The sequence below is a fragment of the Streptomyces sp. bgisy130 genome (assembly GCF_057708345.1).
The window spans coordinates 35723-62114 of sequence record NZ_JBYISA010000027.1; the positions used below are offsets into that span (position 1 = coordinate 35723).

Annotated in this window: 22 protein-coding genes; 7 read left to right on the forward strand and 15 right to left on the reverse strand. The window is 70.9% G+C overall.

Annotation, left to right across the window (positions count from 1 at the left end; translation table 11 throughout):
* Positions 1-11: 11 nt before the first annotated feature.
* The gene (locus AC3EUV_RS28045) at positions 12-872 is read left to right on the forward strand and encodes a transglutaminase family protein (protein ID WP_432145430.1); all 861 of its coding nucleotides are present in this window, start codon (positions 12-14) and stop codon (positions 870-872) included.
* On the opposite strand, the gene AC3EUV_RS28050 is transcribed toward AC3EUV_RS28045, so the two are convergent.
* The 9 genes from AC3EUV_RS28050 to AC3EUV_RS28090 all read right to left on the reverse strand — a co-directional run bounded on the left by AC3EUV_RS28050 (position 839) and on the right by AC3EUV_RS28090 (position 9965).
* Positions 839-1966, reverse strand: coding sequence for a PP2C family protein-serine/threonine phosphatase (locus tag AC3EUV_RS28050; protein WP_432145431.1), 1128 nt, complete (start codon positions 1964-1966; stop codon positions 839-841). The genes AC3EUV_RS28045 and AC3EUV_RS28050 overlap by 34 nt on opposite strands.
* Before the next feature lie 85 nt (positions 1967-2051).
* Positions 2052-2657, reverse strand: coding sequence for a response regulator transcription factor (locus tag AC3EUV_RS28055; RefSeq protein ID WP_435604154.1), 606 nt, complete (start codon positions 2655-2657; stop codon positions 2052-2054).
* A 10-nt stretch (positions 2658-2667) separates the two neighbouring features.
* Positions 2668-3900 carry a sensor histidine kinase gene (locus tag AC3EUV_RS28060; RefSeq protein WP_435604155.1) on the reverse strand — a complete coding sequence of 411 codons (1233 nt, stop codon included), beginning with the start codon at positions 3898-3900 and terminating at the stop codon, positions 2668-2670.
* Positions 3897-4634 carry an ABC transporter permease gene (locus tag AC3EUV_RS28065; RefSeq protein ID WP_432145434.1) on the reverse strand — a complete coding sequence of 246 codons (738 nt, stop codon included), beginning with the start codon at positions 4632-4634 and terminating at the stop codon, positions 3897-3899. The genes AC3EUV_RS28060 and AC3EUV_RS28065 overlap by 4 nt, the downstream gene beginning before the upstream one ends.
* Positions 4631-5605, reverse strand: coding sequence for an ABC transporter ATP-binding protein (locus tag AC3EUV_RS28070; protein WP_435604156.1), 975 nt, complete (start codon positions 5603-5605; stop codon positions 4631-4633). Before AC3EUV_RS28070 ends, AC3EUV_RS28065 begins: the two co-directional genes overlap by 4 nt.
* A 160-nt stretch (positions 5606-5765) precedes the next feature.
* On the reverse strand, positions 5766-7865 hold the full coding sequence (locus AC3EUV_RS28075; protein WP_435604157.1) for a hypothetical protein: 2100 nt from the start codon (positions 7863-7865) through the stop codon (positions 5766-5768).
* Between the two features lie 215 nt (positions 7866-8080).
* Positions 8081-8608: a DUF6113 family protein gene (locus AC3EUV_RS28080; protein ID WP_432145437.1), complete on the reverse strand. Its 528-nt coding sequence runs from the start codon at positions 8606-8608 to the stop codon at positions 8081-8083.
* Positions 8605-9615, reverse strand: a complete 1011-nt coding sequence (gene mshB, locus AC3EUV_RS28085; protein WP_432145438.1) for an N-acetyl-1-D-myo-inositol-2-amino-2-deoxy-alpha-D-glucopyranoside deacetylase — start codon at positions 9613-9615, stop codon at positions 8605-8607. Before mshB ends, AC3EUV_RS28080 begins: the two co-directional genes overlap by 4 nt.
* Before the next feature lie 155 nt (positions 9616-9770).
* Positions 9771-9965, reverse strand: coding sequence for a hypothetical protein (locus AC3EUV_RS28090; RefSeq protein ID WP_006603310.1), 195 nt, complete (start codon positions 9963-9965; stop codon positions 9771-9773).
* A gap of 356 nt (positions 9966-10321) precedes the next feature.
* On the opposite strand from AC3EUV_RS28090, the gene AC3EUV_RS28095 reads away from it, so the two are divergent.
* The gene (locus AC3EUV_RS28095; RefSeq protein ID WP_435604158.1) at positions 10322-12517 is read left to right on the forward strand and encodes a S9 family peptidase; all 2196 of its coding nucleotides are present in this window, start codon (positions 10322-10324) and stop codon (positions 12515-12517) included.
* 114 nt (positions 12518-12631) lie between these two features.
* Here AC3EUV_RS28095 and AC3EUV_RS28100 read toward each other — a convergent pair whose 3' ends face one another.
* Entirely contained in the window at positions 12632-13744 is a 1113-nt protein-coding gene (locus AC3EUV_RS28100) for a hypothetical protein (RefSeq protein WP_435604159.1), read from the reverse strand.
* Positions 13745-14228: 484 nt separating this feature from the next.
* Between AC3EUV_RS28100 and AC3EUV_RS28105 the strand changes: the two genes are divergently transcribed.
* The 5 genes from AC3EUV_RS28105 (at position 14229) to AC3EUV_RS28125 (ending at position 20488) form a co-directional block, all read left to right on the forward strand.
* Positions 14229-15263 carry an ABC transporter permease gene (locus AC3EUV_RS28105; protein ID WP_432145441.1) on the forward strand — a complete coding sequence of 345 codons (1035 nt, stop codon included), beginning with the start codon at positions 14229-14231 and terminating at the stop codon, positions 15261-15263.
* Between the two features lie 102 nt (positions 15264-15365).
* On the forward strand, positions 15366-17165 hold the full coding sequence (locus AC3EUV_RS28110) for an ABC transporter substrate-binding protein (RefSeq protein WP_432145442.1): 1800 nt from the start codon (positions 15366-15368) through the stop codon (positions 17163-17165).
* 127 nt (positions 17166-17292) lie between these two features.
* Entirely contained in the window at positions 17293-18264 is a 972-nt protein-coding gene (locus AC3EUV_RS28115) for an ABC transporter permease (protein ID WP_432145443.1), read from the forward strand.
* A gap of 10 nt (positions 18265-18274) precedes the next feature.
* Positions 18275-19336, forward strand: a complete 1062-nt coding sequence (locus AC3EUV_RS28120) for an ABC transporter ATP-binding protein (protein ID WP_432145444.1) — start codon at positions 18275-18277, stop codon at positions 19334-19336.
* 12 nt (positions 19337-19348) lie between these two features.
* Positions 19349-20488 (forward strand): ABC transporter ATP-binding protein, encoded by a 1140-nt coding sequence (locus tag AC3EUV_RS28125; protein WP_432145445.1) that lies wholly within the window; start codon positions 19349-19351, stop codon positions 20486-20488.
* A 97-nt stretch (positions 20489-20585) separates the two neighbouring features.
* Here the strand turns inward: AC3EUV_RS28125 and AC3EUV_RS28130 are convergent, their stop codons facing one another.
* Genes AC3EUV_RS28130 through AC3EUV_RS28150 form a run of 5 tightly spaced genes read right to left on the reverse strand, consistent with a single transcriptional unit; the run spans position 20586 to position 26233 of the window.
* On the reverse strand, positions 20586-21650 hold the full coding sequence (locus AC3EUV_RS28130; RefSeq protein ID WP_435604160.1) for an ABC transporter ATP-binding protein: 1065 nt from the start codon (positions 21648-21650) through the stop codon (positions 20586-20588).
* Complete coding sequence (locus AC3EUV_RS28135) at positions 21637-22656, reverse strand: ABC transporter ATP-binding protein (protein ID WP_432145447.1); 1020 nt, start codon at positions 22654-22656, stop codon at positions 21637-21639. The genes AC3EUV_RS28130 and AC3EUV_RS28135 overlap by 14 nt, the downstream gene beginning before the upstream one ends.
* 11 nt (positions 22657-22667) lie before the next feature.
* Positions 22668-23657, reverse strand: coding sequence for an ABC transporter permease (locus AC3EUV_RS28140; RefSeq protein ID WP_432145448.1), 990 nt, complete (start codon positions 23655-23657; stop codon positions 22668-22670).
* Positions 23650-24573, reverse strand: a complete 924-nt coding sequence (locus AC3EUV_RS28145) for an ABC transporter permease (RefSeq protein ID WP_432145449.1) — start codon at positions 24571-24573, stop codon at positions 23650-23652. The genes AC3EUV_RS28140 and AC3EUV_RS28145 overlap by 8 nt, the downstream gene beginning before the upstream one ends.
* Before the next feature lie 40 nt (positions 24574-24613).
* Positions 24614-26233 carry a peptide ABC transporter substrate-binding protein gene (locus AC3EUV_RS28150; protein WP_432145450.1) on the reverse strand — a complete coding sequence of 540 codons (1620 nt, stop codon included), beginning with the start codon at positions 26231-26233 and terminating at the stop codon, positions 24614-24616.
* Between the last annotated feature and the right edge of the window lie 159 nt (positions 26234-26392).

Below are 26392 nucleotides of genomic sequence, written 5' to 3' on the forward strand. Positions count from 1 at the left end.
CATTCACCGACATGCCCCAGGAACCCGAGCCGGAGCGGGACGGCGCCCGCGCCGCACGGCGGCAGCAGTTCGCCGAGGCCGCGCGGGCCGAGCGGCCCGATCTGGCGCTGCTGTGTCTGCTGATCGGCGCCGAGGCCGATCCCGCGCTGGACGAGGCGGGCTGTGACGCGGTGCAGATCGAGCTGGACCGGCTGGCCGGGCTGCTCCCGTACGCCCCGGCCGGCGGCCCCGGGGCCTGGGCCCGCAATCTCAGCGAGCTGCTCGGCACCCGGTGCGGCTTCGGCGGCTCGCCCGCCGACTACCGGCGGCTGGAGTCCTCACTGCTGCACGAGGTGCTGCGGCGGCGCCGGGGCCTGCCGATCCTGCTGTCGGTGGTGTGGATGGAGGTCGCCCGGCGGGCCGGGGCCCCGGTGTACGGGGTGGCGCTGCCGGGCCATTTCGTCGTCGGCTTCGGCGATCCCGCAGGCAGCCATGTCCTGGCCGATCCGTTCGCGGGCGGCCGGCCGCTCACCGACGAGGACGCGGAGCTGCTGGTCGCGGGGGCGACCGGGGAGCCGCTGAGCGCGCAGATGATGACGCCCGCCGATCCGCTGGAGATCGTGCTGCGGATCCTCAACAACATCCGGGCCTGGGCGCAGGCCCGCCCGGAGCACAGCGCGGTGCAGCTGTGGGCGCTGGAGCTGTCGCTGCTGCTGCCGAGCCATCCGGCGCGGCTGCGTCATGAGCGTGCCCAACTGCTCGTCCAGCGTGGTGAGTTCCTGGCCGGGGCGGCCGAGCTGGAGGAGTACGCCCGGGTGGTGGAGGCCGTCGACGCGGCCGGGGCGCTCGCGATACGGCGTCAGGCCGCGGCGGCACGGGCCATGCTCAACTGAGTGGCGGCGGGGGTGCGCCGGACGACCAGCGCGGTCGCGTCGTCCTTGAGGTCGCCGCCGGTGAAGCGCTCCAGATCGGCCCGGAGGGTGCGGGCCAGCTCCGGGGGCTCCAGGTCCGTCCACCCGGCCAGCCGCTCGGCCAGGGGGTAGAACTCCCCGTCCTTGCCGCGCGCCTCGGTCACCCCGTCCGTGCACAGCACGATCCAGTCGTCGGGGTCGGGGTGGATGCGGACGCTGTGCCGGGGCCCGCCGCCGAGCATGCCCAGGCCGAGCGGCAGGCCGCCCTCGCCGTCCCGGCGCTCGGTGACCTCGCCGTGGCGCACCAGGTAGTACGGGATGTGGCCGCAGGACAGCACCCGCCCCTGCCGTGAACCGGCCGCGGTGCGGATCTCCAGCAGCAGCGCCGTGACGAAGCGCTCGTCGGCGCCCTGCTCGACGGAGCGGGCGTTGTGCCGGACCAGCGCCTGCTCCATGCGCTCGGCCACCGACTCCAGCGATTCCTGGTACTGCGCGGCCTCCCGGAACGACGCCAGCACCTCGACGCCCGCGCCGATCGCCGGCATGCCCTTGCCCTGTACGTCGCCGATCATCAGCCGGAGGCCGTGCGGGGTGTCGATGGCCTCGTAGATGTCCCCGCCGACCCGGGCCCCCTCCTGGGCGGAGACATAGAAGCCGTACGCCTCGACCGCGCCGGCGCTGAGCGGCAGCTCGCGCAGCATCGCCCGCTGCACGGTGTCGGCGACCAGCCGGGTCCGGGCGTGCAGGGCCTCCCGCTGGAGGCGGGTGCGGCACAGCATCAGGGAGAAGACGGCCACCAGGAAGGCGCCGAAGATCCCGACGACCCGGCTGGCCGGGGCCCAGTCGGGGACCGTGAAGAGGTCGATGTAGGTCAGGCTGACGACGAAGACGACGGCCACCAGGAGCGTCCGTCGGAACGAGCAGCGCAGCGCGGCGTACAGCGGGGCGATGCCCAGGAAGGCCGAGATGTGCAGTTCCGGGCCGGTCGTCGCATCCAGCACGGCGACGAGGAGGATCACCAGGATGAGCAGCAGGGGAGCCCAGACGCGGTGCTCGGTGGATCGGTCGGCAGGCATAACACTTCAAGCCTGCAAGACTCCGCCGCAGACCGCACCGGGACGAAGGTCCCGGCGCGCGCGGGACCGGCTGCCGCCCGCCGGGCTACAGCCAGCCCTTGTCGCGGGCCGTGCGGACCGCCTCGGCGCGGTTGCGGGCGCCCGTTTTCTGGATGGCGGTGGAGAGGTAGTTGCGGACCGTGCCCGCGGACAGCTGGAGTGCGGCGGCGATCTCGGCATTGGTGGCGCCGTCGGCGGCCGTCAGCAGCACCTCGCGCTCGCGCCCGGTCAGCGGGCTGGCGCCGTCGGCGAGCGCGGCGGCCGCCAGCGCCGGGTCGATGACCCGCTCGCCGCGCAGCACGCGCCGTATCGCGTCGGCGAGCCGGGCCGCCGGGGCGTCCTTGACCAGGAAGGCGTCGGCGCCCGCCTCCATGGCGCGGCGCAGATAGCCGGGGCGGCCGAAGGTGGTGAGGATGACGGTCTTCACCGTGGGCAGGGCGTCGCGCAGCGCGGCCGCCGCGTCCAGTCCGTTCATTCCGGGCATCTCGATGTCCAGGAGGGCGACGTCCACCGTGTGCGCCCGCGCGGCGGGGAGGACCTCGTCGCCGCGCGCCGCCTGGGCCACGACCTCCAGGTCGTCCTCCAGCGACAGCAGCGCGGCCAGCGCCTCGCGGACCATCGACTGGTCCTCCGCCAGCAGCACTCTGATCATGCGGGTCACCCTATGGGGTTCGAAGGGACGGGGAGGGGCCCGTGGCGGAGCCGCTCAGGGGGACAGTGGCGCGCAGTGCGAAGCCGCGGCCGCGCGGGGCGGGGCCGGTTTCCAGCCGGCCGTCCGCCAGGGCGAGGCGCTCGCGCAGACCGCTGAGGCCGTTGCCGTCGTGCCGGTCGCGGGGCGGGCCGGTGCCGTCGTCGAGCACCGTCAGGCACAGGCAGTGGCGCTCGTCGGCCTCGGACTCCTCGGTGAGCAGCAGCTCGCAGCGGCGGGCGCCGCTGTGGCGTATGACGTTGGTGACGGCCTCGCGCAGCGCCCAGGCCAGGGCGCCCTCCTCGTCGACGGCGAGCCCGCGGTACTCGCTCTCCAGGGCCGGGGCGACGACGGCCGTGATGCCCGCGGTGCGCAGCGCGGTCCGCGCCCCGGCGAGTTCGACGGCGAGCCGGGGGCGGCGGTAGCCGGTGACCGCCTCCCGGACATCGAGCAGGGCCTGCCGGCTGACCCGTTCGATGTCGGCGACCTGCCGGGCGGCGTCGGCCGGCCGGTCGGGCAGCAGCCGGCCGGCCAGCTCGCTCTTGAGCGTGATCAGGGAGAGGGAGTGGCCGAGGAGGTCGTGCAGATCGCGGGAGAGCCGCAGCCGCTCGTCGTTGGCGGCGAGGCGGGCGACCTCCTCGCGGGCGGCGCGCAGTTCCCTGGACGTATGGATCAGATGCTGCACGCCGACCATCAGGAAACCGCAGCCCAGCGCCGGGAGCCCGTAGGCGAAGAGGTAGTAGCCGCGGATCTGCGGATCGTGGGCGCCGACGAGGAGCAGCACCAGGGTGACCAGCGGGATGGACCAGCGCGACAGCTGCCAGGGCAGCACCACTCCGCAGCCCACGCTGGTGAAGATGAACAGCACCAGCCAGGAGGAGTCCAGCGTCCAGGACAGCACCATGGACAGCACCAGCAGCAGCACCAGGGAGCCGTGGACCACCGAGCGGCTCCGCTCGCCCCAGATGTGGCGGAAGACCAGGCCGAAGTAGCAGAGGACGAAGAGCGTGAGCCCGAGGCCGCCCCAGATCCGCTCGGCGGTGGGGACGCCGGGCCGCAGCAGCCCGCTCACCGGGCCGGCCAGATACAGCAGCCAGAGGGAGATCCACATCGTCTTGACCAGCGCCTGGCGGCGGTTGCTGGGCGGCTGCCCGATCAGCATGGGACTGCGGTCCGCCGGCTCACCTGTCCCCGTCGTGCCTCTCACGCCTTGTGGGTGTCCTTTCGGTACAGGCCGGCCGCACCGGCGGTGAAGACCAGCAGATAGCCGGCCAGGATGGCCACGTCCTTGAGGTGCGGTGCGCCGCCGGCCTCGACGGCGGTGCCGAGCGCCGCGTAGGCGTGGGTCGGGAGCCACTCGGCGATGTTCTGCACCCACTGCGGCAGGATCGTCAGCGGCATCCACAGGCCGCCGAGGAAGGCCAGGCCGAAGTAGCAGAGCATCGATATCGGGCGGACCGCGTCACCGGTGGCCAGATAGCCGAGGGCGACGCCGAGCGCGGCGAAGACGAAGCTGCCGAGCCAGGTGCCGCCGGCGATGGCGATCCACTGCCAGGGCTCCAGGCGGACGCCCTTGACCACCGCGGCGACGATCAGGACCAGCAGGATCGAGGGCAGGCTGACGGTCGCGGCGGCGGCCATCTTGGCGGCGACATAGCCGCGGCCGGGCAGTGCCGTCAGCCGCAGCTGCCGCACCCAGCCCTTCTCGCGCTCCTTGGCGATGCGCTCGCTGTTGCCCAGCAGCACGGCGGTCATGGCACCGAATGCTGCCATGGACACCATGAAATACAGACCCATGTCCAGCTTCATCCCGGGGAGGGGCGTGCTGTCCGCGCCGCCGGCGATGATCAGGTAGAGCACCGGCGGATAGATCACCGAGAAGAACATGAACTTCTTGTTGCGCAGGGCGCGGACGATCTCCAGCTTGATCAGAGTGGTCATCGTGCCGCCTCCTCGGCGGGGCCGGCGTCGGAGGCGGTGGTCAGGGCGATGAATGCCTGCTCCAGGCCGAGGCCGGAGACTTCGAGGTGGCGTGGGTAGAGCCCGCGGGCGTACAGCGCGTGGACGGTGGCGTCGGCGTCGCGGGACCGGATGCGGACCGTGCGGCCCGAGACCTCCAGGGAGAGCAGCGCGGGCAGGCCGTCCAGCGCCCCGGGGCCGGCCGGCTCGTCGAGGTCGAAGGTGACCCGGCGGGCGCCGGCCCGGGACTTGATCTCGGCGGCGGTGCCGTCGGCCAGCACCCGGCCGCGGTGCAGCAGGATCACCCGGTCGGCGATCGCGTCGGCCTCTTCGAGGTAGTGCGTCGCGAAGAGGACCGTACGGCCCTCGTTGGCCTGCCGGCGCATCGCGGCCCAGAAGGTCTGCCGGGCGGTGACGTCCATCCCGGTGGTCGGCTCGTCCAGCACGAGCAGATCGCTGCCGCCCGCGGTGGCGAGGGCGAAGCGCACCCGCTGTTCCTGGCCGCCGGAGAGCTTGTCGACCTTGCGGTCGGCGATGGCCGTGAGATCGGCGGCGGCCAGGATCTGGTCGAGCGGATGGCCGCGGGGATGCAGATCGCGGGCGAGCTTGACCAGCTCCCTGACCTTGACGCCCTCCATCAGGCCGCCGCTCTGGAGCATCGCGCCGACCCTGCCCTGCTCGATGGCGCGCTGCGGGGTCGTGCCGAAGAGGGTGACCGTGCCGGAGTCGGGGGTGCGCAGCCCGAGGAGCAGATCGAGGGCGGAGGACTTGCCCGCGCCGTTGGGGCCGAGGAGGGCGACGGTCTCTCCCGGGGACAGCTCCAGGTCGAGGTCGCAGACCGCGCGCACCGCGCCGTAACTCTTGCTGACCCGCCGGAAGCTGACCACGGGTGCCCGCTCCGCCGTCGCGGTGGTGGTGGTGGTGTCGGCGGTGGTGGCCGCTGTGCTCGTCATGCTGTTCAGCATCCGGCCTCCGCACGCCGCGCGGCAGTGCCGGCTGTCAGCACTCCCCCATGACATCCGTCATGGGGGAGGCCCCCTAGGGGTCCTCCCGGGGTGACCGGGGAGACTCCCCGCGGGGGCCTCTCACCTGCGATATCGCGTGGTACGGCGGTCAGTTGCCGTTGGTGGCGATGGTCTGCACCCGCTCGCTCGGGCTGGTGCCCTGGAGCGCCTTGCCGACCGCGCTCGCCACCTCCTCGACGCTGACCGGGTGCTTGGAGCCGTCGCCCTTGGTGACCATGACGCCGTTGAAGGTGTCGCCGTAGAGCTGCTTGAGCGCCGGCCGGTCGTAGTAGGGCACCAGAGCGCCGTTGATGATCTTGAACGACAGGAACTTCGGGATGGACTTCTGCGGGCTGAAGGAGACCGTGTGCGCCGCGTCCGTACGGACCGTCACCAGACCGGACATCGCGGGCTCGGCGAACTGCTTCAGCGCCCTGTCCACCGCGGCCTTGCTGACCTGCGGCTGCTGGATGCCGGCGGCCAGCATCACGGGTGCGTCGGTGCCGGTCGCGGCGCGCTTGCGGTAGGCGTCGGTGACCTTCTTCTTGGACGCGTCCACATCGATCGCCTTGTGGGGCGCGCCGTAGTGCGGCACCGCCTTGCCGTTCTCGAAGGTGATCCCGCCGTCCTCGGTGGCACCCCCGGGCCCGGTGGCGTTCTCCAGGGCGATCTGTAGCTTCTCGTCGTCGACGATCACCGCGGGCTCGGCCGTGCGGTGCACGCCGACCAGCGAGCCGATGACGGAGACCGGGTTGTAGTCCCGGCCGGCCGCCCTGCGCACCGTCGCCTGCGGGTCGATGTCCAGACCCGCCGTGGTGGGCCGCAGGGTCGCGGACTTGCCGTCGATGCTGAGCTTGAGCGGCGCGGTACGGCTGTCCTTGAGCGCCGTCTCCAGCTTCTTGACGGCCTCTTCCTTGGTGGTGCCGCCGATGTCCACCCCGAGCACGGTGGTGCCGTTGGGCACATCGGCGTGGTCGAGCAGCAGCCCGGCGCCATAGGCGACACCGGCCAGCACCACGACGGCGACACCCGCGAGAACGAGCTTGTTACGGCCCCTCTTGGGCGGGTTGATCGGCTCGGGGATCTTGGGCCGCGGCTTGGGGGCGGCGCTGTCGCCCTCACCGGCCGGGGCCTGCGCGAACGGCGACGGGGACGACGGCTTCTCGTCGCCGGGGATCTTCGGGATGCCGCTGACCAGCGTGTCGCCGGACACCCGGTCGCGGCCGCCGGGGGCGCCGCCCTGGGGGCCCTTCGGGCCGCGCTTGCCCTTGGGGGCGGTGGGCAGTCCGCCGGCGACGCCGCCGCCGAGACCGCTGCCCGGACCGGCGAGCGGCGCCGGCGGCTGCGGGGTGAGCTCCGCGGTGTCGTCGATCCGGGGCGTGCCGCCGGTGCCGGGGTCACTGAAGCCGGGCGGGAGGTTGAGCGCCGCATTGCCACGCGCCGGCCCGGTCGTCGGACCGCTCGGGCCGCCCGCCGGGGCGTCGAACGGGCTGTGGTCGCGGGCGGGAGCGGCGGGGCCGTCGAACGGCGTAGCGCCGGGCGCCGCCCCGTCGAACGGCGAGGCGGCCGCGCCCGGACCACCGTCGAACGGCGAGCCGGTGCCCGGCCGGGCACCGCCGTCGAACGGCGAGGCGCCCTCCTGCGGTGCCGGACTGTCGGAGAAGTACGGCAGGTCCGGGCGCTGCGGCGGCGTGGGGCCCGACGGAGCGGGCGGCGGCGTGGCACCGCCCGGGGCGGGCGGCACCGCGTGGGAGCCGGTGGACGAGGACGCACCGGCGCCGGCCTGCGGCTTGCGCGGCGCGAACCAGTCGCTGGTCTTCTCGGACGGGCCGCCCGCGGGGGCCTCGTCCGCCGGGGCGTCCGGCCGGGGCGTGTTCGCCGTACGCTCCGCGTTCCGCTCTGCGGGGCGGGGCGTGCCGCGGGAACCGGCGGAACCGCCGGAACCAGCCGATCCGTTCATGCCGGCCTCCTCACCGACGGGCTTGCGCACGACGACCGGCGGGATGGGGCGTGACCCCGGAATGTTGATCTTGATCCGCGTCGTCAGCGTGGTCTCGGTCTTGGGCTCCTCCGGCTGCGCCGCGGCACCGGACGCCGGCGTGTCGCCGGCCTCTCCCCTGGGCGAGCCGTACGGCGGCGTCCCGGACGGGTACGCGGCTCCGCCACGGCCCTGGGGGCCGGAGGACGAACTGTCAGATTCACGACTCAAAGCAGGTTCTCCCGGTTGGCTCCGCCGCTCGTCAGAGATGATCCCCGGCCACAGGCCGGGAGGTGCCCCCAGGGCGGCGCGACGGCGCGCACCACCATACTGTCCGCCGCGGGCGGCCACCCGGGGAGCGTACGAACACCCCCGCCCCGGGCGAACCCCCGGGACCCGGTTCGTTCACCCGGTCCGGCGCGGCATCCGTCCCGGTATGGACCACGTCATCCGCCAACTCGGCCGGGCCGGAGACCCGTCGGACGCATCTGCTGCGCGGTGGCGCAGATCACAGCGACCACGATGCCGCCCAGCAGGAAGATGTACGAGCCGAGCCCCGCGCCGAAGAGAAAGTCACCTTCCGGCCGGACGTTGCTGAGCAGCAGGAACACGGTCACCAGCCAGGCCGCGCCGGGCACCAGCACGCCCGCGGAGGTGCCGGTCGCCCGGCCGCCCCCGTAAAACAGGCCGCCGACACCGGCCAGGGCCAGCACCAAACCGCCGGGGAACCAGGCCGCTTGCACCAGCGTTCCGGCGGCGGCCACCAGGACGCCCGCGACCAGAAGCAGCACATATATGCCGACCCGTCCCACCGTCAGCGGCGCGGCCGGCACGGAACCGGCCAGCGGCGCCACGGGAGCACCGGACGGCATACCGGACGTTCCGCCCGAGCCCGCCCGCGACCGCTTCCGGTTACCGGAAGCCGCGCCGCCGTTTCCCTCACCGGCGTTGCCGCCGCCCTTCGCCGTGCTCATTCCGCCGCCTCCTCAATCCGGGCACTCTCCTCCATACCCACCATTTCGCCGATACCCGCGAAGAGATCGTCCTCCCGGACCCCCTCCGCGGCGCCCGGGACGCCGTGCACCAGCCGATAGTGCTCCGTGCCGAACAGCGGCTGGCCCAAGTCGTTGGAGAGCGCGAAGAACGGCCCGTCGACCGCGATCTGGGTGTAGTGCGCCCGCATCGCCGCGGACTTCGCGGCCGCGTACCCGGGCTCGCCGGTGAGGGACGCCGTGACCTCGGAGTCCGGCACCACGCCCGGCACATCGTCGACGGTGGCCACCCCGGGGAAGCTGTGGCCGGCCGCGCGCAGCCGCGCGAAACCCTCCTCGACCACCGACCGGGGATTGCAGTTCCAGTAGATCTTCGCGATCTCATGGGCCCGGCCCAGCTCCGGCCGGAAGTCCGCCCGCGCGGCGAGCTCGGCACCGCGCATGGCGACGCGGTGCGCCTGGATGTGATCGGGGTGGCCGTATCCGCCGTTCGGGTCATAGGTGACCAGGACCTGCGGCCGGACCTCCCGGATCACGGCCACCAGTTCGCCCGCCGCCTCGTCGAGCGGGGCCTGCCAGAAGGCGTCCGGCCGGTCGTTCTGGGGAGCGCCCATCATCCCGGAGTCCCGGTAGCGGCCCGGCCCGCCGAGGAGGCGGTGGTCGGTGACACCCAGGGCGGCCATCGCGGCGGCCAGCTCACCGGCGCGGTACGGGCCGAGGGTGTCGTCGCGGTCCGGCGCGAGCGCGGCGAGCTCGGGCGGGATGACCTCGCCCTCCTCACCGAGGGTGCAGGTCACCAGGGTGACCAGCGCGCCCTCGGCCGCGTACTTGGCCATGGTCAGGCCGTTGTTGATCGACTCGTCGTCGGGGTGCGCATGCACCAGCAGCAGCCGCCGGGAAAAGGCGGCGGGCGAGGCGCTCCCCCCGGCGGGTGCCGAGGCGCTTCCCCCGGCGGGTGGCTGCGGGGGACGGGCGGGCTGATCGGTCATGCCGACAGCCTACGAGCCGCCCCGTCCGCCGCCCGCAGGCGATCCCGTCCGCCACCCGGGTGCCCGGCCGGCGGACGGGCCTTCGACGGACGGACACCCGGTGGGCGGGCACCCGACGGACGGGCCCACCGCGGACGGGCCGGGACGGCGGCGGCTCAGAACTTGATGTTCCCGAGCATGCCCGCGACGTTCGTCGTCAGCTGCTTGATCGTCGGGGCGATGGACGAGCTGGCCAGATAGAAGCCCAGCAGCATGCAGACCAGTGCATGCGGGGCCTTCAGTCCAGACTTCTTGACAAGCAAGAAGACGATGATCGCCAGCAGCACCACCGCCGAAATCGAGAGTGCCACGGCGGCTCACCTCCAAGTACTCACGGTCCGGACAGAGTTCAGGGTGCCCGGACCGACTTCACGACCCGCGCACCCGGGTATGCCAAGGGCTCTTTACCCCGTACCCACTACGCGCAAGGGATCATAACTTTCCGCGCTAGCGCATAAGTCGGAGCACGGAAGCAGAACGGGGGCGCACATGATCTTCACGAGCGCGACCGGGGTGAGCCGGTCCGCCGTCGAGGGCGGAACGGGCGGCTCCGCCCCGGCCACGACCCGGCCCCGACCGGCGCGAAACCCCTAGGCGGTTTCGTCGAAATCCCGTCGTTCTCCCGGAGGCGGGCGGGACCCCGAAGACAGGCCCTAGGCTCGGCCCCATGACCGGACAGCCTTCGTTCCCGCGGCAGTACGCCCGTACGCAGCGCTTCACCCTGGGCGCCCCGCGCAGCTACGCCCTCTCCCCCGACGGCGCGCGCGTCGCCTTCCTCCGCTCCGGTGCGGGCACCGACCCCAGTCAGCAGCTGTGGGTACTCGACCTGGAAGAGGGACGGGAGTTCCCGGCCGCCGACCCGCGGGCCCTGCTGGCCGGTGCGGACGAGGACCTCCCCCCGCAGGAGCGGGCCCGCCGCGAGCGCAGCCGGGAGAGCTCGGCGGGCATCGTCGGCTATGCGACGGACTCCGCCGTGGAGTTGGCGGCCTTCACGCTCTCGGGGCGGCTGTTCGTCTCCGAGCTGCGGGCCGGCACCACCCGTGAACTCCCGGTCCAGGGGCCGGTGGTGGACCCCCGGCCCTCGCCGGACGGCCGGCAGGTGGCCTTTGTGGCGGACGGCCGGCTGCGGGTGGTGCCGGTGGACGGCGTCGCGACCTCGGACGAAGACGGCGGCGAGGGCGGCGCGGCGGCCGGCGGGCGGGCGGACCGGGTGCTGGCCGAGCCCGACGGGCCCGAGGTGACCTGGGGGCTCGCGGAGTTCATCGCCGCCGAGGAGATGGGGCGTTACCGGGGTTTCTGGTGGTCACCGGAGAGCGACGCGGTGCTGGCCGCGCGGGTCGACGAGGCGCCGGTGCGGCGCTGGTGGATCTCCGACCCCGCCCATCCGGACCGGGAGCCCGCCCAGGTCGCGTACCCGGCGGCCGGCACCCGCAACGCCGAGGTCACCCTCACCCTGCTCGGCCTGGACGGCACCCGCACCGACATCGTCTGGGACTTCGAGCGCTACCCCTATCTGGCGCGCGTCCACTGGTCCGCGGCCGGTCCGCCGCTGCTGCTCGTACAGGCCCGCGACCAGCGCGATCAGCGCTATCTGACCGTCGACACCACGACCGGCGCGACCCGGACGGTGCACGAGGACGAGGACGAGGCGTGGGTCGAGCCGTTCCCCGGGGTTCCGGCCTGGACGCCGGACGGCCGGCTGGTGCGGATCGCGGACGAGGGCGGCGCGCGCAAGCTGTTCGTCGGCGACCGGCCGCTGACCGGGGCGCCGCTGCACGTCCGGGCCGTCCTGGACATCGGCGAGGACGATGTCCTGTTCTCCGCGAGCGGCACCGAGGTGCACGACATCGGCGTCTACCGCGCCTGGTTCCGCGGCAGCGGTGACCAGGGCGGCTGGGAGCGGGTGGGCGAGCGCCCGTATCCGACGGTGTCCTCCGCGGTGCGCGGTGGGGCGCTGACCGTGCTGTCCCAGGCGTCGCTGGATCGGCCCGGCACCCAGGTGGAGGTGGTGCGGCTGGATGCCGACGGCGGGGAGAAGACGCTCGCCACGATCGGTTCGCACGCCGAGCAGCCGTCCCTGACGGCCCGCCCCCGGCTCGTCCTGGCCGGGGAACGGGAGATTCCGTGTGCGGTGCTGCTGCCGAGCGGCTATCAGGACGGCGACGGTCCGCTGCCGGTGCTGCTGGACCCGTACGGCGGTCCGCACGGCCAGCGCGTGGTCGCCGCGCACCACGCCCATCTGACCTCGCAGTGGTTCGCCGACCAGGGCTTCGCGGTGATCGTCGCGGACGGCCGGGGAACCCCGGGCCGCTCCCCCGGGTGGGAGAAGTCGGTCTCCCGGCGGCTCGCGGAGTACGCCCTGGACGACCAGGTGCATGCCCTCCGGGCGCTGGCCGGATCCTTTCCCCTGGACATGGAGCGGGTGGCCATCCGCGGCTGGTCCTTCGGCGGTTATCTCGCCGGGCTCGCCGCGCTGCGCCGGCCCGATGTCTTCCACGCGGCGGTGGTGGGCGCGCCGGTCACCGATCTGCGTCTGTACGACACCCACTACCAGGAGCGCTACCTCGGCCACCCGGACGAGGAACCGGCGGTCTACGCGGAGAACTCGCTGATCACGGACGAGGGGCTGTCCGGAGCGGTGCAGCCGCACCGCCCGATGCTGATCGTGCACGGCCTCGCGGACGACAATGTGGTCGTGGCCCATTCGCTGCGGCTGTCCTCGGCGCTGCTGGCGGCGGGCCGCCCGCACGAGGTGCTGCCGCTGTCCGGGGTGACGCACATGGCGGCACAGGAGCAGGTGGCCGAAAACCTGCTGCTGCTCCAAGTCGACTTCCTCAAGCGGTCATTGGGGATGCCGTCCTGACCATGACGACGGGAATACCCTCCGCCACTTCCCCGTTGTGGCTCCGCAGGGGCACCCACACCCCCTACGGGATCTGTTCGCCCGCCCCCTAGATCCCCCGCCCCTCCGCCCGTCTCACCAGCCGGGCGGGAGCGTGGACGGCGGGGGCGGGGCGTGCGGTGGCCGCGCCTCGCCCGGGGCGGCGCCGTACGCCAGCACCGCGTCCCGCTCCGGGACCGCCGCCGGGACACCGGGCCGGGCCGCCGCGATCAGCGCGGCCAGCCCGGCGGCCACCACGAAGCCGGCGGTGCCCAGCTCCAGCTGGGCCCGGAGGGGCAGCACGGCGAAGCGGCCCCACTTCCCGGTGTGCCCGGCGAAGGCGAGTGCCACGGCGCCGTGCACGCACAGCAGGGCCGCGGCCGTCAGCGCCGCCGGCCGGCTCCAGGCCGTCCGGCGCAGCGCGGCGGCCGCGGCGCCCAGGGCCAGCAGCGCGAGCGCCACCGCCTGCCAGTGCACCGGCGGCTGGAGCAGCGCGCGGAAGACGGAGGCGTCGCCGAGCAGCCCCTTGGCGTAGATGTCCCCGCCGAGCTGCGCCCACCAGTGGATCTCCCAGCCGGTGACGGCGGTTCCGGCGGCGCCCAGGAGGACGGCGACGGTGACGGCCGACCCCTTGAACGGCCTGCCGGGCGCTCCGGGGCCCGCCGCCGGCGGCACCGCACGGACCACTCCGTAGGCCGCGGACTCCGGCGCCGTCAGCCCGTGCGCCCCGCGCCCGCCGGCCCCGTCCGGCCGCCGTCCCGCCGCGCACACCACGATCAGGGCGATCGCCAGGGCGAGTTGGACCAGGCCGGTCAGCCGTGCCCGCGCCATGAGACCGCTGTCCAGCCCTTGGAGCCAGCCCGCGCCCAGCATCCACACCAGCGGGACCCGCAGCAGTGCGGTGGCGGCCGCCAGGGAGAGCAGGGCGCCGGTGACCATGGTCGAGGCGACGGCGGTGCGCAGGGCGGCGACCGCGACGACGAGCGCGCCGAGCACCAGCAGCGGGTCGAGCGCCGAGGTGGCCCAGGCGGTGAACTCCCGTGGCCGGGGCGCCTGTCCGAGCCAGAACCGCCCTACGTCCGCGCCGTGCTGAGCGATGGTCAGATCACGGATGATCCAGGCCACGCCGATCAGCGCGAGCAGCAGGCAGACCAGCGCGCCGAGGCCGCGCGCGCCGCGGGTGAGAACGCTGTCCCGCACTGTGGACACGGCTCGCCCCCCGTCCGTGTCGAAGTACCGAGTCGTCCATGGCACCCCGCACAGGAGGTGCCCCCGCAGGTCTACTCGACTCCCGGCCCGGCCACAACAGAGCCGGCCCGGGCGACCGGCGAAACCCGGACAAAGCAGCGACCGGCCAGGACACCATCTGGCGTCCCGGCCGGTCTACGGCACCCGCACGGCCGTACGTTGTTCATCATGGCGCGTCCGTATATCGGTGTTGCGACAGTGAAGTTGCCTTCATGTTAAAGCAGTTCGTGGCGATATGTCCCCCATGCCGTATATCCCGGACCCCTGTCAAGCACGCCCGGGCGTCGATCTGCGCAATCTTCGCTCAAGAAGTAGACGACCTGTTCACGAGCACACCCGATCCCCTTGACTCCGCCATAAATCACTTGCGAAAGTCCGCTCATCCAGCGGTGCGAATCGGTGCCGCTTCACTCTCCAAGAGAACTCGGCGCGGGGGCACTTCGCGATGACTAGTCCATCCCAGACCGCGGCAACCAAGTCCGATCCACCCGGACTTGATTCCAAGGGTCTGAAGAAGACGAAGGACGGCAAGGACGGTGAGCTCGTTGGCCGTTCCCCCGGCCAACTGATGTGGCGACGCTTCAAGCGCGACCGCACGGGCGTCATCTGCGCGGTCATTGTGCTGGCCTTCTTCGTCGTGGCCGCGCTGGCCCCGTTGATCGCGTCGGTGTACGGGAAGAACCCGTACACCTTCTACGGCAACGAGGACCCGAGCCTCTTCGACGAGTTCGGCTATCCGATGGGTGCCAACGGCGGCATCTCCGGGGACTTCTGGTTCGGTATCGAACCGGCCCTCGGCCGCGATCTGTTCACTTCCCTGATCTACGGCATGCGGACGTCCCTGGGCATCTCGGTGGCGGTGACCATCCTGGTGGTCATCACCGGCACCCTCCTGGGCGTCACGGCCGGCTATGTGGGCGGCAAGACCGACTACTGGCTCGGCCGGGTCATCGACTTCCTGCTCGCCTTCCCCAGTCAGCTGACCTTCGTGGCCTTCATGCCCGTGGTCGTGGCGTTCTTCATCCCGCCGGGCGACGAGACCCCCACCTACGTACGCGTGGTGGCGCTCATCCTGGTCCAGTGGGCGCTGGGGTGGATGGGTCTGGCCCGGCTGCTGCGCGGCCAGGTGCTGTCCCTGCGTGAGCGGGAGTTCGTCGAGGCCGCGAAGATCACCGGCGCCTCCCCCTGGCGCATCATCCGCAAGGAACTGCTGCCCAACGTGGTCACGCCCATCCTGGTGCAGGCCACCTACATGCTCCCGCTGTTCGTCACGGCGGAGGCCGGCCTCTCCTTCCTGGGCGTCGGCATCATGGAACCCACTCCGGACTGGGGACGGCTGTTCCACACGGCCGGCATGGTCTACGAGAACGACCCGACCTTCCTCGTCTTCCCCGGCGCCGCGATGGTGATCTTCGTGCTGTGCTTCAACCTGCTGGGGGACTCGGTGCGGGACGCCTTCGACCCCAAGTCCGGGCGCTGATCGTCCATTTGAGGGGGGGCGCTGTCACCCCCGGGCCGGGCTCGTACCGGTTGCGTCAGGCAGCACATCTGGACAACAACGACAGGCAGGTGCTGGAACCTCATGAACGCACTATCTACGCGCAGAGCACGCGCCGTGATCGTGGCCCTGGCGGCCGGTTCGCTCGCGCTCACCGGATGCAGCAGCGGCGGCAGCAGCGGCAAGGACAAGTCCCAGACGGACAAGGACGCCGCCGCGCAGTCCAAGGCCGTGGCGCTCGGCACGGCCGCCGACTCCACCGGCCCGGCCGCCGAGGTCAAGGGCGCCCGCAAGGGCGGCACCATGCGCGTCTTCCAGCGTGACAGCTTCAACCACCTGGACCCGGCGCAGATGTACGTCAGCGACCTGGGTGACCTGTCCAAGCTGATCTTCCGTGGTCTGACCACGTACAAGCAGGACGACGCGGGCAAGAAGACGGTCGTCGGCGACCTCGCCACCGACTCGGGCCAGATGTCCGACGGCGGCAAGACGTGGAAGTACACGCTCAAGGACGGCATAAAGTTCGAGGACGGCAAGCCGATCACCTCGAAGGACATCCGCCACACCTTCGAGCGGATGTACGCCAAGTTCATCACCGACGGCCCCACCTACATGCAGACCTGGCTGTCGGGCGCGGGCACCACCTACCGCAAGGCGCTGCCGGACGGTCCGTACAAGGGTGACCACCTGCCCAAGACGGTGCTGGACACCCCGGACGACAAGACCGTCATCTTCCACTTCAAGAAGCCGCAGTCGCAGGTGCCCTACGCGCTCGCCATGGCGGGCTACAGCGTCGTCCCCGAGGGCGCGAAGGACACCAAGGAGAACTACGACGTCAAGCCGGTCTGCGCCGGCCCGTACAAGTTCGCCTCCTTCAAGGAAGGCAAGTCCGCGAAGCTGGTGCGCAACACCAGCTGGGACGCGAAGACGGACCCGACGCGGCACCAGTACGTCGACGGCTTCGACATCACCTTCAACCACCAGTTCTCGGACTCCACCAAGCGGCTGATGGCCGACCAGGGTGAGGCCAAGAACGCGATCAGCTTCACCAACGCGGTGGAGCCGACGCAGACCAAGCAGGTGCTGGACAACCCCAGCGCCAGCAAGCGCCTGGTGCAGGGCTACCAGCCCTACGTCTGGCAGATGAACATGAACATGGACCGCATCAAGGACAAGAAGATCCGCGATGCGATCACCTACGCCATGCCGAACTCGCAGATCGTCCGCATCAACGGCGGCAGCTACGGCGGTGAGGTCGCCGGCGGTCTGCTCGCCCCGACCGTGGCGGGCTATGTGAAGGGCTACGACCCCTACGGCAAGCTCACGCACCCCAACGGTGAGCCGGAAAAGGCCAAGAAGCTCCTCAAGGAGGCCGGCAAGACGGGCATGAAGCTCGTCTACGCCTACTCCAACACCGAGATCCGCCAGAAGGAAGCCGCGGTCATCGAGGACGCCCTGAACAAGGCCGGCTTCGACGTCCAGAAGAAGGAGGTCGACGCGGCCTCCTGGTACCAGCAGATGGGCAAGGTCGACAACGGCTTCGACATCTACATGACCGGCTGGGGCCAGGACTGGGCGGACGCCTCCACCGTCATCCCGCCGTCGTACGACCCCCGTCAGATCCAGGACGGCGCGGCCAACTACTCGCACATCCGTGACAAGCACGTGAGCGAGGAGATCGACCGCATCGAGAAGATCACGGACATCAAGAAGCAGACCGCGGAGTGGCAGAAGCTGCACCGCTACATCGTGGAGAAGGTCAACCCGGCCGCCCCGGTCTTCTACACCAAGACGCTCCAGCTGTACGGCTCCAACGTGGGTGGTACCCGCTACAACAGCGACACCAACTACATGGACCTGAACACGCTGTTCCTCAAGAAGTAAGACGCACAGAAGCAAGCACCGGAAGCGGTCCGGAGAGCGCGCGGCACGGCGGAGCGCGCGCTCTCCGGGGCCTTCCCCGCCACTCCGTCACTCCCCACAGCCGCCGTCCTGAGAGCAGCGAACTGCCATGCTTCCCTTTCTATTCCGCCGGATCTTCGGCGCGGTCGTCATTCTTCTCCTGCTGAGCGCCTTCACGTTCTTCGTGTTCTTCTCCACGGGTGACCCGGCCATGATGGCGTGCGGTAAGAACTGCACCGCCGACAACGTGGCCCTGATCCACCAGAACCTCGGTCTCGACAAGCCCCTGCCGACGCAGTACTGGGACTTCCTCGTCGGCATCTTCGCGGGCCGCGACTACTCCGTCGGGCACTGCAGCGCCCCCTGCTTCGGCTACTCCTTCGCCACCAAGCAGGACGTCTGGGCGACGATGATGGACCGGCTGCCCACCACGGCGTCGCTGGCCGTCGGCGGCGCGGTCGCGTTCCTGGTGATCGGCCTCGGTGCCGGTCTGCTCGCCGCCTGGAAGAAGGGCTCGCTGCTCGACAAGACGGTCACCGGCGCGTCCATGGTCCTCAGCTCGGTGCAGATCTACATCCTGGGCCCGATCGTCCTCGGCATCTTCGTCTACAGCGGCATCATGGCCTCGCCCAAGTACGTGGAGCTCACCAGCAATCCGGCCGGCTGGTTCATGGGCCTGCTGCTGCCGTGGCTGGTGATGTCGACGATCTTCACCGCGCAGTACACCCGTATGTCGCGCTCGACGATGATCGAGCAGCTCCAGGAGGAGCACGTCCGCACCGCCAAGGCCAAGGGCATGCCGGCGCGTTACGTCTTCCTCCGCTACGCCTGGCGCGGCTCGCTGATCCCGATCGTCACGATCCTGGGCATCGACCTGAGCTCGCTGTTCGGCGGCGCCATGATCACCGAGTACACCTTCTCGCTGGCGGGCCTCGGCCGGCTGGCCATCAACTCCGTCATCACCCTCGATCTGCCCATGATCCTCGGCGTGCTGATCTTCAGCGCCGCGCTGATCCTGGTGTTCAACATCATCGTGGATGCGACGTACGCCCTCATCGACCCGCGCGTGCGCCTGTCCTAGGAGAGCCCAAGTGACCACACTCACCAAGACCGAGGAAGCGCCGGTCCCGGCCGGATCGGACCCCTTCCTCTCCGTCCGCGACCTGCATGTCCGGTTCTCCACCGAGGACGGCATCGTCAAGGCGGTCGACGGCCTCTCCTTCGACCTCGAACGCGGGCAGACGCTCGGCATCGTCGGCGAATCGGGATCCGGCAAGTCCGTCACCAACCTCGCCGTGCTGGGGCTGCACAACCCCAAGAGCACCGAGATCACCGGCGAGATCACGCTGGACGGCCAGGAGTTGACCGGGGCCAGGGAGAAGACCCTGGAGAAGCTCCGCGGCAACAAGATGGCCATGATCTTCCAGGACGCGCTGACCGCCCTGTCGCCGTACTACACCGTCGGCCGGCAGATCGCGGAGCCGTTCATCAAGCACACCGGCGCCAGCAAGCGCGAGGGCCGGCAGCGCGCCATCGAGATGCTGACCAAGGTCGGGATCCCGCAGCCCAATCTGCGGGTGGACGACTATCCGCACCAGTTCTCCGGCGGTATGCGCCAGCGCGCGATGATCGCCATGTCGCTGGTCTGCAACCCCGAGCTGCTGATCGCCGACGAGCCGACCACCGCCCTGGACGTCACCGTCCAGGCGCAGATCCTGGACCTCCTCAAGGACCTCCAGCAGGAGTTCGGCTCCGCGATCATCCTGATCACCCACGACCTCGGCGTGGTCGCCAACGTCGCGGACGACCTGCTGGTGATGTACGCGGGCCGGGCCGTCGAGCGGGGCTCCGTCAAGGAGATCCTCGGCCGGCCGCAGCACCCGTACACCTGGGGCCTGCTGAGCTCGATGCCCCGGCTCAGCTCGGACGTCCACGAGGAGCTGCACCCGATCCCCGGGACGCCGCCGAGCCTGCTCACCCCGCCCTCCGGCTGCGGGTTCCACCCGCGCTGCGGCTTCACCGGCGAGGTCGGCGGCGCCCGCTGCGCCGACGAGCGGCCGCTGCTGGAGGTGGGGCGCGCCGCCGCGTGCCACCTGAGCGCCGAGCAGAAGCAGACCCTCTTCACCGAGCAGATCAAGCCCCGGCTGGGCTAGGGAGCTATCACCATGGCAGAGAACGTCACCCTCCCGGCGCCCCGTGACGCCGCGCCCACCCCGGGCGAGCCGCTGCTCACCGCCGAGGGCCTCACCAAGCACTTCCCGATCCACGGCGGCTTCCCGTTCAAGCGGAAGGTCGGCGCGGTCCAGGCGGTCGACGGCGTCGACCTGACCGTGCACGCCGGTGAGAGCTTCGGGCTGGTCGGTGAGTCGGGCTGCGGCAAGTCCACCACCGGACGGCTGCTCACCCGGCTCATGGAGCCGACCTCCGGCAAGATCACCTACGCGGGCCGGGACATCACCCACGCGGGCCGCAAGGAGCTGGCGCCGATCCGCTCCGAGATCCAGATGATCTTCCAGGACCCGTATGCCTCGCTGAACCCGCGGCAGACCGTCGGCACCATCATCGGCGGCCCGATGGAGATCAACGGGATCAACCCGCCCGGCGGCCGGGAGAAGCGGGTCCAGGAACTCCTGGAGACCGTCGGTCTCAACCCGGAGCACTACAACCGCTTCCCGCACGAGTTCTCCGGCGGTCAGCGCCAGCGCATCGGGGTGGCCCGGGCGCTCGCCCTGGAGCCGAAACTGATCGTCGCGGACGAGCCGGTCTCCGCCCTGGATGTCTCGATCCAGGCGCAGGTCGTCAACCTGCTCCAGAAGCTCCAGCGGGAACTGGGCATCGCGTTCCTGTTCATCGCCCACGACCTGGCGATCGTGCGGCACTTCAGCGAGCGGGTCGCGGTGATGTACCTCGGCAAGATCGTCGAGGTCGGCACCCGCGACGAGATCTACCACCGGCCGCGCCACCCCTACACCCACGCGCTGCTCTCGGCGGTGCCCGAGGCCAAGCTGGTGGAGGACGAGGAGGAGGACCGCGAGCGCATCCGCCTCGCCGGTGACGTCCCCTCCCCGGTCAACCCGCCCTCCGGCTGCCGGTTCCGTACACGGTGCTGGAAGGCGCAGGACAAGTGCGCCACCGAGGAGCCGCCGCTGGTGCAGATCGGCGGCAACGGGGCCGGGCACCTCACCGCCTGCCACTTCCCCGAGGAGCCGACGACCGCGGCCCGCGGCGAGGACATCATCCTCGACCCGGCGCTGGCCGCGATCGAGGAGTCCGCGGCGGCCGAGGACAGCGACACGGCCAAGTAGCCCTCCGTCCGGAGCCGGAGCCCGCTTCCCCCAGGGGGAGGCGGGCTCTCGGCGTCCGCGCCCGTACGGGCCGCGCACGGCCGTCCGGCCCGTACGGCTACTCGCTCGGCACCACGTGCCGCTCCTCGGCGAAATGACAGGCCGAGGCGTGCCCGGCCGGGCTCGCCGTCCCGCGGAACTCCGCGGGCACGTCCAGCGGCGGTACGACGTCGGCGCACAGCTGCCGGGCCTTCCAGCAGCGGGTGCGGAAGCGGCAGCCGGAGGGCGGGTTCGCGGGTGACGGGACATCGCCCGCCAGCAGGATGCGGTCCCGGTGAGTGCGGGCGTCCGGGTCGGGGACGGGCACGGCGGACAGCAGGGCCTGGGTGTACGGGTGCGTGGGGTGGTCGTAGATCTGCTCGTGGGTGCCGGTCTCGGCCAGCCGGCCCAGGTACATCACCGCGACACGGTCGGAGATGTGCCGTACGACGGACAGATCGTGGGCGATGAAGACGTACGACAGCGCGAACTCCCGCTGCAACTGCTCCAGCAGATTGACCACTTGCGCCTGGACCGAGACATCCAGCGCGGAGACCGGCTCATCGGCGACGATGATCTCCGGGCGCAGCGCCAGGCCGCGGGCGATCCCGATGCGCTGGCGCTGGCCGCCGGAGAACTGGTGCGGATAGCGGTTGATGAACTCGGGGTTGAGCCCTACCACTTCCAGGAGTTCCTGGACCTTTCTGCGGCGGTCCCGCCTGGGGGCCGCCTCGGGGTGGATCTCGTAGGGCTCGCCGATGATGTCGCCGACGGTCATCCGGGGGTTCAGGGAGGTGTAGGGGTCCTGGAACACCATCTGGATGTTGCGGCGTACGGCCCGCAGCGCGCGGGCCGAGAGGGTGCTGATGTCCTCGCCCCGGTAGCGGATCTGACCGGACGTCGGACGTTCCAGGCCGACCAGCAGCCGGGCGACGGTGGACTTGCCGCAGCCCGATTCGCCGACGATGCCGAGCGTCTCGCCCTGGTGAAGGTCGAAGGACACCCCGTCCACGGCCTTGACCGCGCCGACCTGCTTCCGGAAGAGCACCCCCCGGGTGAACGGGAAGTGTTTGACCAGGTCGCGGACCTCCAGGATCGGGGTCCCCGGGGCGGCCGCCGGGCTGCCGCCGTCATCGTGCGTCACCGAGCGTCTCCTTCCAGAAGTGGCAGGCGCTGGCCCGGCCGGGGCCGGCCTCGTACAGGGGCGGCGGATCGGTGCGGCAGATGTCCTGGGCCAGCGGGCAGCGCGGGTGGAAGGGGCAGCCGGGCGGAATGGCCGTCAGGCTGGGCGGCAGGCCCTGGATCGCGTACAGCCGGCGGCCCTTCCGGTCCAGCCGTGGGACGGAGTCCAGCAGACCGCGGGTGTACGGGTGGGCGGGGGCCCGGTAGAGCTGGTGGACGGAGGCGGTCTCGACGATCCGGCCCGCGTACATCACCGCGATCGTGTCGGCGACGTCGGCGACCACCCCCAGGTCGTGGGTGATCAGGATCAGTCCCATGGTCAGCTCGCGCTGGAGCTCGGCCAGCAGGTCCATCACCTGCGCCTGCACGGTGACGTCGAGTGCCGTGGTCGGCTCGTCCGCGATGATCAGGTCCGGGCCGAGGGCCAGCGCCATCGCGATCATGATGCGCTGGCGCATCCCGCCGGAGAACTGGTGCGGATAGTCGCCCACCCGCTCCCTGGCCGCGGGGATGCCGACCCGCTCCATCAGTTCCACCGCTTTGCCGCGGGCGTCCTTACGGGACATCCCCTCATGGACCTGGAACATCTCCCCGAGCTGGGCGCCGACACTGAGGACCGGGTTCAGCGCGGACAGCGCGTCCTGGAAGATCATCGCCATCTTCGCGCCGCGGACCCTGCGCCGTTCGTCCTTGCGCAGGGTGAGCAGATCGCGCCCCTGGAAGACGACCTGGCCGCCGGTGACGCGGCCCGGCGGCGAGTCGAGGATGCCCATCACGGCCTGGGCGGTGACGGACTTCCCGGAGCCGGACTCGCCGAGCACCGCCAGCGTCTGGCCGGGCGCCACCCGGTAGCTGACGCCGTTGACGGCCTTGGCCACGCCGTCCCGGGTACGGAACTCGACCCGCAGGTCCCGCACGTCGAGCAGGGCCGTACCGGCGCCCGCGGACCGCGCGTCCTCGTTCGTCATCGTCCGGCTCCTCAGCGCAACTTGGGGTCGAGGGCGTCGCGTACCGCGTCGCCGAGCAGGATGAACGCCAGCACCGTGATGCTCAGCGCGCCCGCCGGCCACAGCAGCATGTGCGGCGCGGTGCGGATGTAGGTGGAGGCGGTGGAGATATCGATGCCCCAGGAGACGGTGGGCGGCTTCAGGCCGGCGCCCAGGTACGAGAGCGTCGCCTCCAGCGCGATGAAGGTGCCGAGGGCGATGGTGGCGACGACGATGACCGGCGCGACGGCGTTCGGCGCGATATGCCGCAGCAGCAGCCGCCGGTTGCCCGCGCCCAGCGCCCGCGCGGCCTGGACGTAGTCGTTCTGTTTGGCGGTGACGACGGAGCCGCGGGCGATACGGGAGATCTGCGGCCAGCCGAGCAGCACGATGAAGCCGACCACCGGCCAGACGGTGGTGCTGGTGACCATGGAGAGGAACACCAGGCCGCCGAGGATCACCGGGATGCCGAAGAAGATGTCGGCGAGCCGGGAGAGCAGGGTGTCGCTCCAGCTGCCGAAGAACCCGGCCAGTCCGCCCAGCAGGCTGCCGAGCAGCGCCGCACCGGTCGTGGCGCAGACGCCGACGGTGATGGAGGCACGGGCGCCGTAGACGACCCGGGTGTAGACGTCCCGGCCCTGGGTGTCGAAGCCGAAGGGGTGGCCGGGCTGGGAGCCCTGCTGTGCCTTGGCGAGGTCGGCGCGGTAGGGGTTGCCGGTGGCGATCAGCTGCGGCCAGATCGCGATGACCACCAGGAAGACGATGACCAGCGCGGAGAGCACGAAGACCGGGTTGCGGTACAGGTCGTGCCAGGCGTCGCTCCACAGGCTGCGCGGCTTGCCGACGGCGGGTCCGGGTGGTCCGGCGCCGGGCGGGGCTGCGCCGGGCCGCCGTTCCAGCGACTCCGCCTCGCCGATGGCCAGTGCGGCGGACCCGCCGTCGCCGTGGCCGATGGCTTCCTTGGGGACGTAGGACTCAGGCATAGCGGATCCTCGGGTCGAGGACGGCGTACAGCAGGTCGACGAGGAGGTTCGCGAGCAGGAAGACCAGCACCAGGATCGTCACGAAGCCCACGACGGTCGGCGAGTTCTGCCGCAGGATGCCCTGGTAGAGCTGGTATCCGACGCCGTGGATGTTGAAGATGCGCTCGGTGACGATCGCGCCGCCCATCAGGGCGCCGATGTCCGTGCCGATGAAGGTGACGACCGGGATCAGCGAATTGCGCAGCAGATGGCGGGTGATGACGCGGTGCCGGGGCAGGCCCTTGGCGAGGGCGGTGCGGACGTAGTCGGCGCGGGCGTTCTCCGCGATCGAGGTCCGGGTCAGCCGGGTGACGTAGGCGAGCGAGACCAGCGCCAGCACCAGCCCCGGCAGCAGGAGTTCGTTCAGCGGCGCCTCGGGGGCGACGGACGGCGCGGCCCAGGCCCATTGCACCCCGAACAGGAACTGGAGCAGATATCCGCTGACGAAGGTCGGGATGGACACCACGACGAGGGTGAGGACCAGCACCGTGGTGTCGATGTCCCGGCCGCGCCGCAGCCCGCTGAACACCCCCAGCACGATGCCCACCAGCATCTCGATGACGACGGCGACCAGGGTCAGCCGCAGCGTGACGGGGAAGGCGGCGGCCATCAGCTCGGTGACCGACTGGCCGTTGAAGGCGGTGCCGAAATTCCCCTGGAAGATCTGGCCCATGTAGTGCAGATACTGCTTCCACAGCGGTTCATCGAGGTAGAGCTCGCGGCGGATCTGCGCGGCGGTGGCGGGGTCGGGCGCCCGGTCGCCGAACATCGCGGCCACGGGGTCGCCCAGGGCGTACACCATGAAGAAGATGAGAAAGGTGCTGCCGATGAACACCGGGATCATCTGGAGCAGCCGGCGGATCACATAGCGGCCCATGAAGCACCGGCCTCTCTCGCCCCGCGGCGCGTGGGCACGGTCAGTTGACCTTGATCTCGTTGTAGACCGGCACGCTGAACGGATTCAGGGCGACATTGCTGATCCGTTCCGAATAGCCGCCGCTGCCGTTCTGGTACCAGAGGGGAATGGCCGGCATCTGGGTGGCGAGGATCTTCTCCGCGTCCTGGAATGCCGCGACGGCCTTCGTCTGGTCCGTTTCCGCGTTCGCCTGGTTCACCAGCTTGTCGAAGGAGGCATTGCTGAACTTGCCGTCGTTGGCGGAGGCGTTGGTGTAGTACAGCGGCTGGAGAAAGTTCTGGATCAGCGGATAGTCCATCTGCCAGCCGGCCCGGAACGGCCCGCTCATCCGCCGGGCGGTGAGCTTGTTGCGGAAGTCGGCGAACGTGCCGACGGGGGCCCCGACGCATGCCTGGTCCTCTCCCAGCGACTTGTTGATGCTGTTGCAGAGGGCGTCGATCCAGTCCTTGTGGGAGCCCGTATCGGCGTTGTACGCGAGGGTGATGCTGCCGCCGGGGAGTCCGCCGCCCTCCTTGATCAGCTGTTTCGCCCTGGCCGGGTTGAACTCACAGGCCTCGCCGCACAGTCCGGGTTTGTAGCCGCCCTCCGGCCCGAGCACCGGCGAGGTCCAGTCCGTGGCGGGCGTCCGGGTCTTCTGGAAGATCTCCCGGGTGATCTGGTCCCGGTCGATCGCCATCGACAGGCCCCGGCGTACCTTCTCCGCGCCCGGCCGCGCCCACCGCTTGTCGTACATGGGAAAGGCGAGGGTCTGGATGATCCCGGCCGGCTGATTGATGTAACGGCCGCCCAGATCCGCCCGGACATTCTTCAGCTGCGCGGCCGGCACATCGTCGACCAGGTCGATGTTGCCCGCCTGGAGATCGGTATAGGCCGTGTTGTTGTCCGTATAGACCCGCAGATCGATTCCGCCGTTACGCGCCGGATCATCCCCCGGATACTTGTCCCACTTCCGCATCCGCAGCACCGACCCCTTTTCGTAGGAGTCCACGGTGTACGGCCCGTTTCCGACCGGCTTCTCGATCCAGGCGTCATGGTCCCGGAAGAACGCCTGCGGCAGCGGCATGAAGGCCGAATAGCCCAGGGTGTCCGGCCAGGTGGAGAACTTCTGATTGAGCTTGACGGTAAAGGTCTTGTCGTCCTTCACCGCCAGCCCCGACAGGGTCTTGGCCTGCGGGTTCCCCTTGTCCGGATGCACCTGATCGAAGCCGTCGATGTACTGGAAGAACGGTGCGTTCTTCTGCTTGTTGGTCAGCAGTGCGCCATAATTCCAGGCGTCCACGAAGGACTTGGCGGTGACCTTTTCACCGTTGCTGAAGGTCCAGCCGTCCTTCAGGGTCACCGTGAAATTCTGCGAATCCTTCGTCTCGATCCGGTCCGCGATCACATTCTCCGCGGCGCCCGTCTTCGGGTTGTAGCGCTTGAGCCCCCGGAACAGCATTTCCAGGACCTTGCCGCCCTGGACCTCATTGGTGTTCGCCGGCTCCAGCGGGTTCTGCGGGTCTCCCCAGGAGGCGCTGACGACCCCGGAACGGTTCGCGGCGCTCCCGCCCCCGCACCCCGTGGCCACGACGGCGACGGTGACGGCGCATGCGCCCCACTTCGCGCACGTGGCTCTCCGCATGACGCCTCCTCAGCTCCGGGATCATGCCTAGGGCCACATAAGACCGCAAAGCGGGACGTACCGCACTCCGGCGGCGTCCGCCACTGCTCCGGAACCCTGAGAAACCCCTCGGATGCCCGATCGGGGAGGAAGCGGGGAGGAAGCGGGGCCACCCCGGGG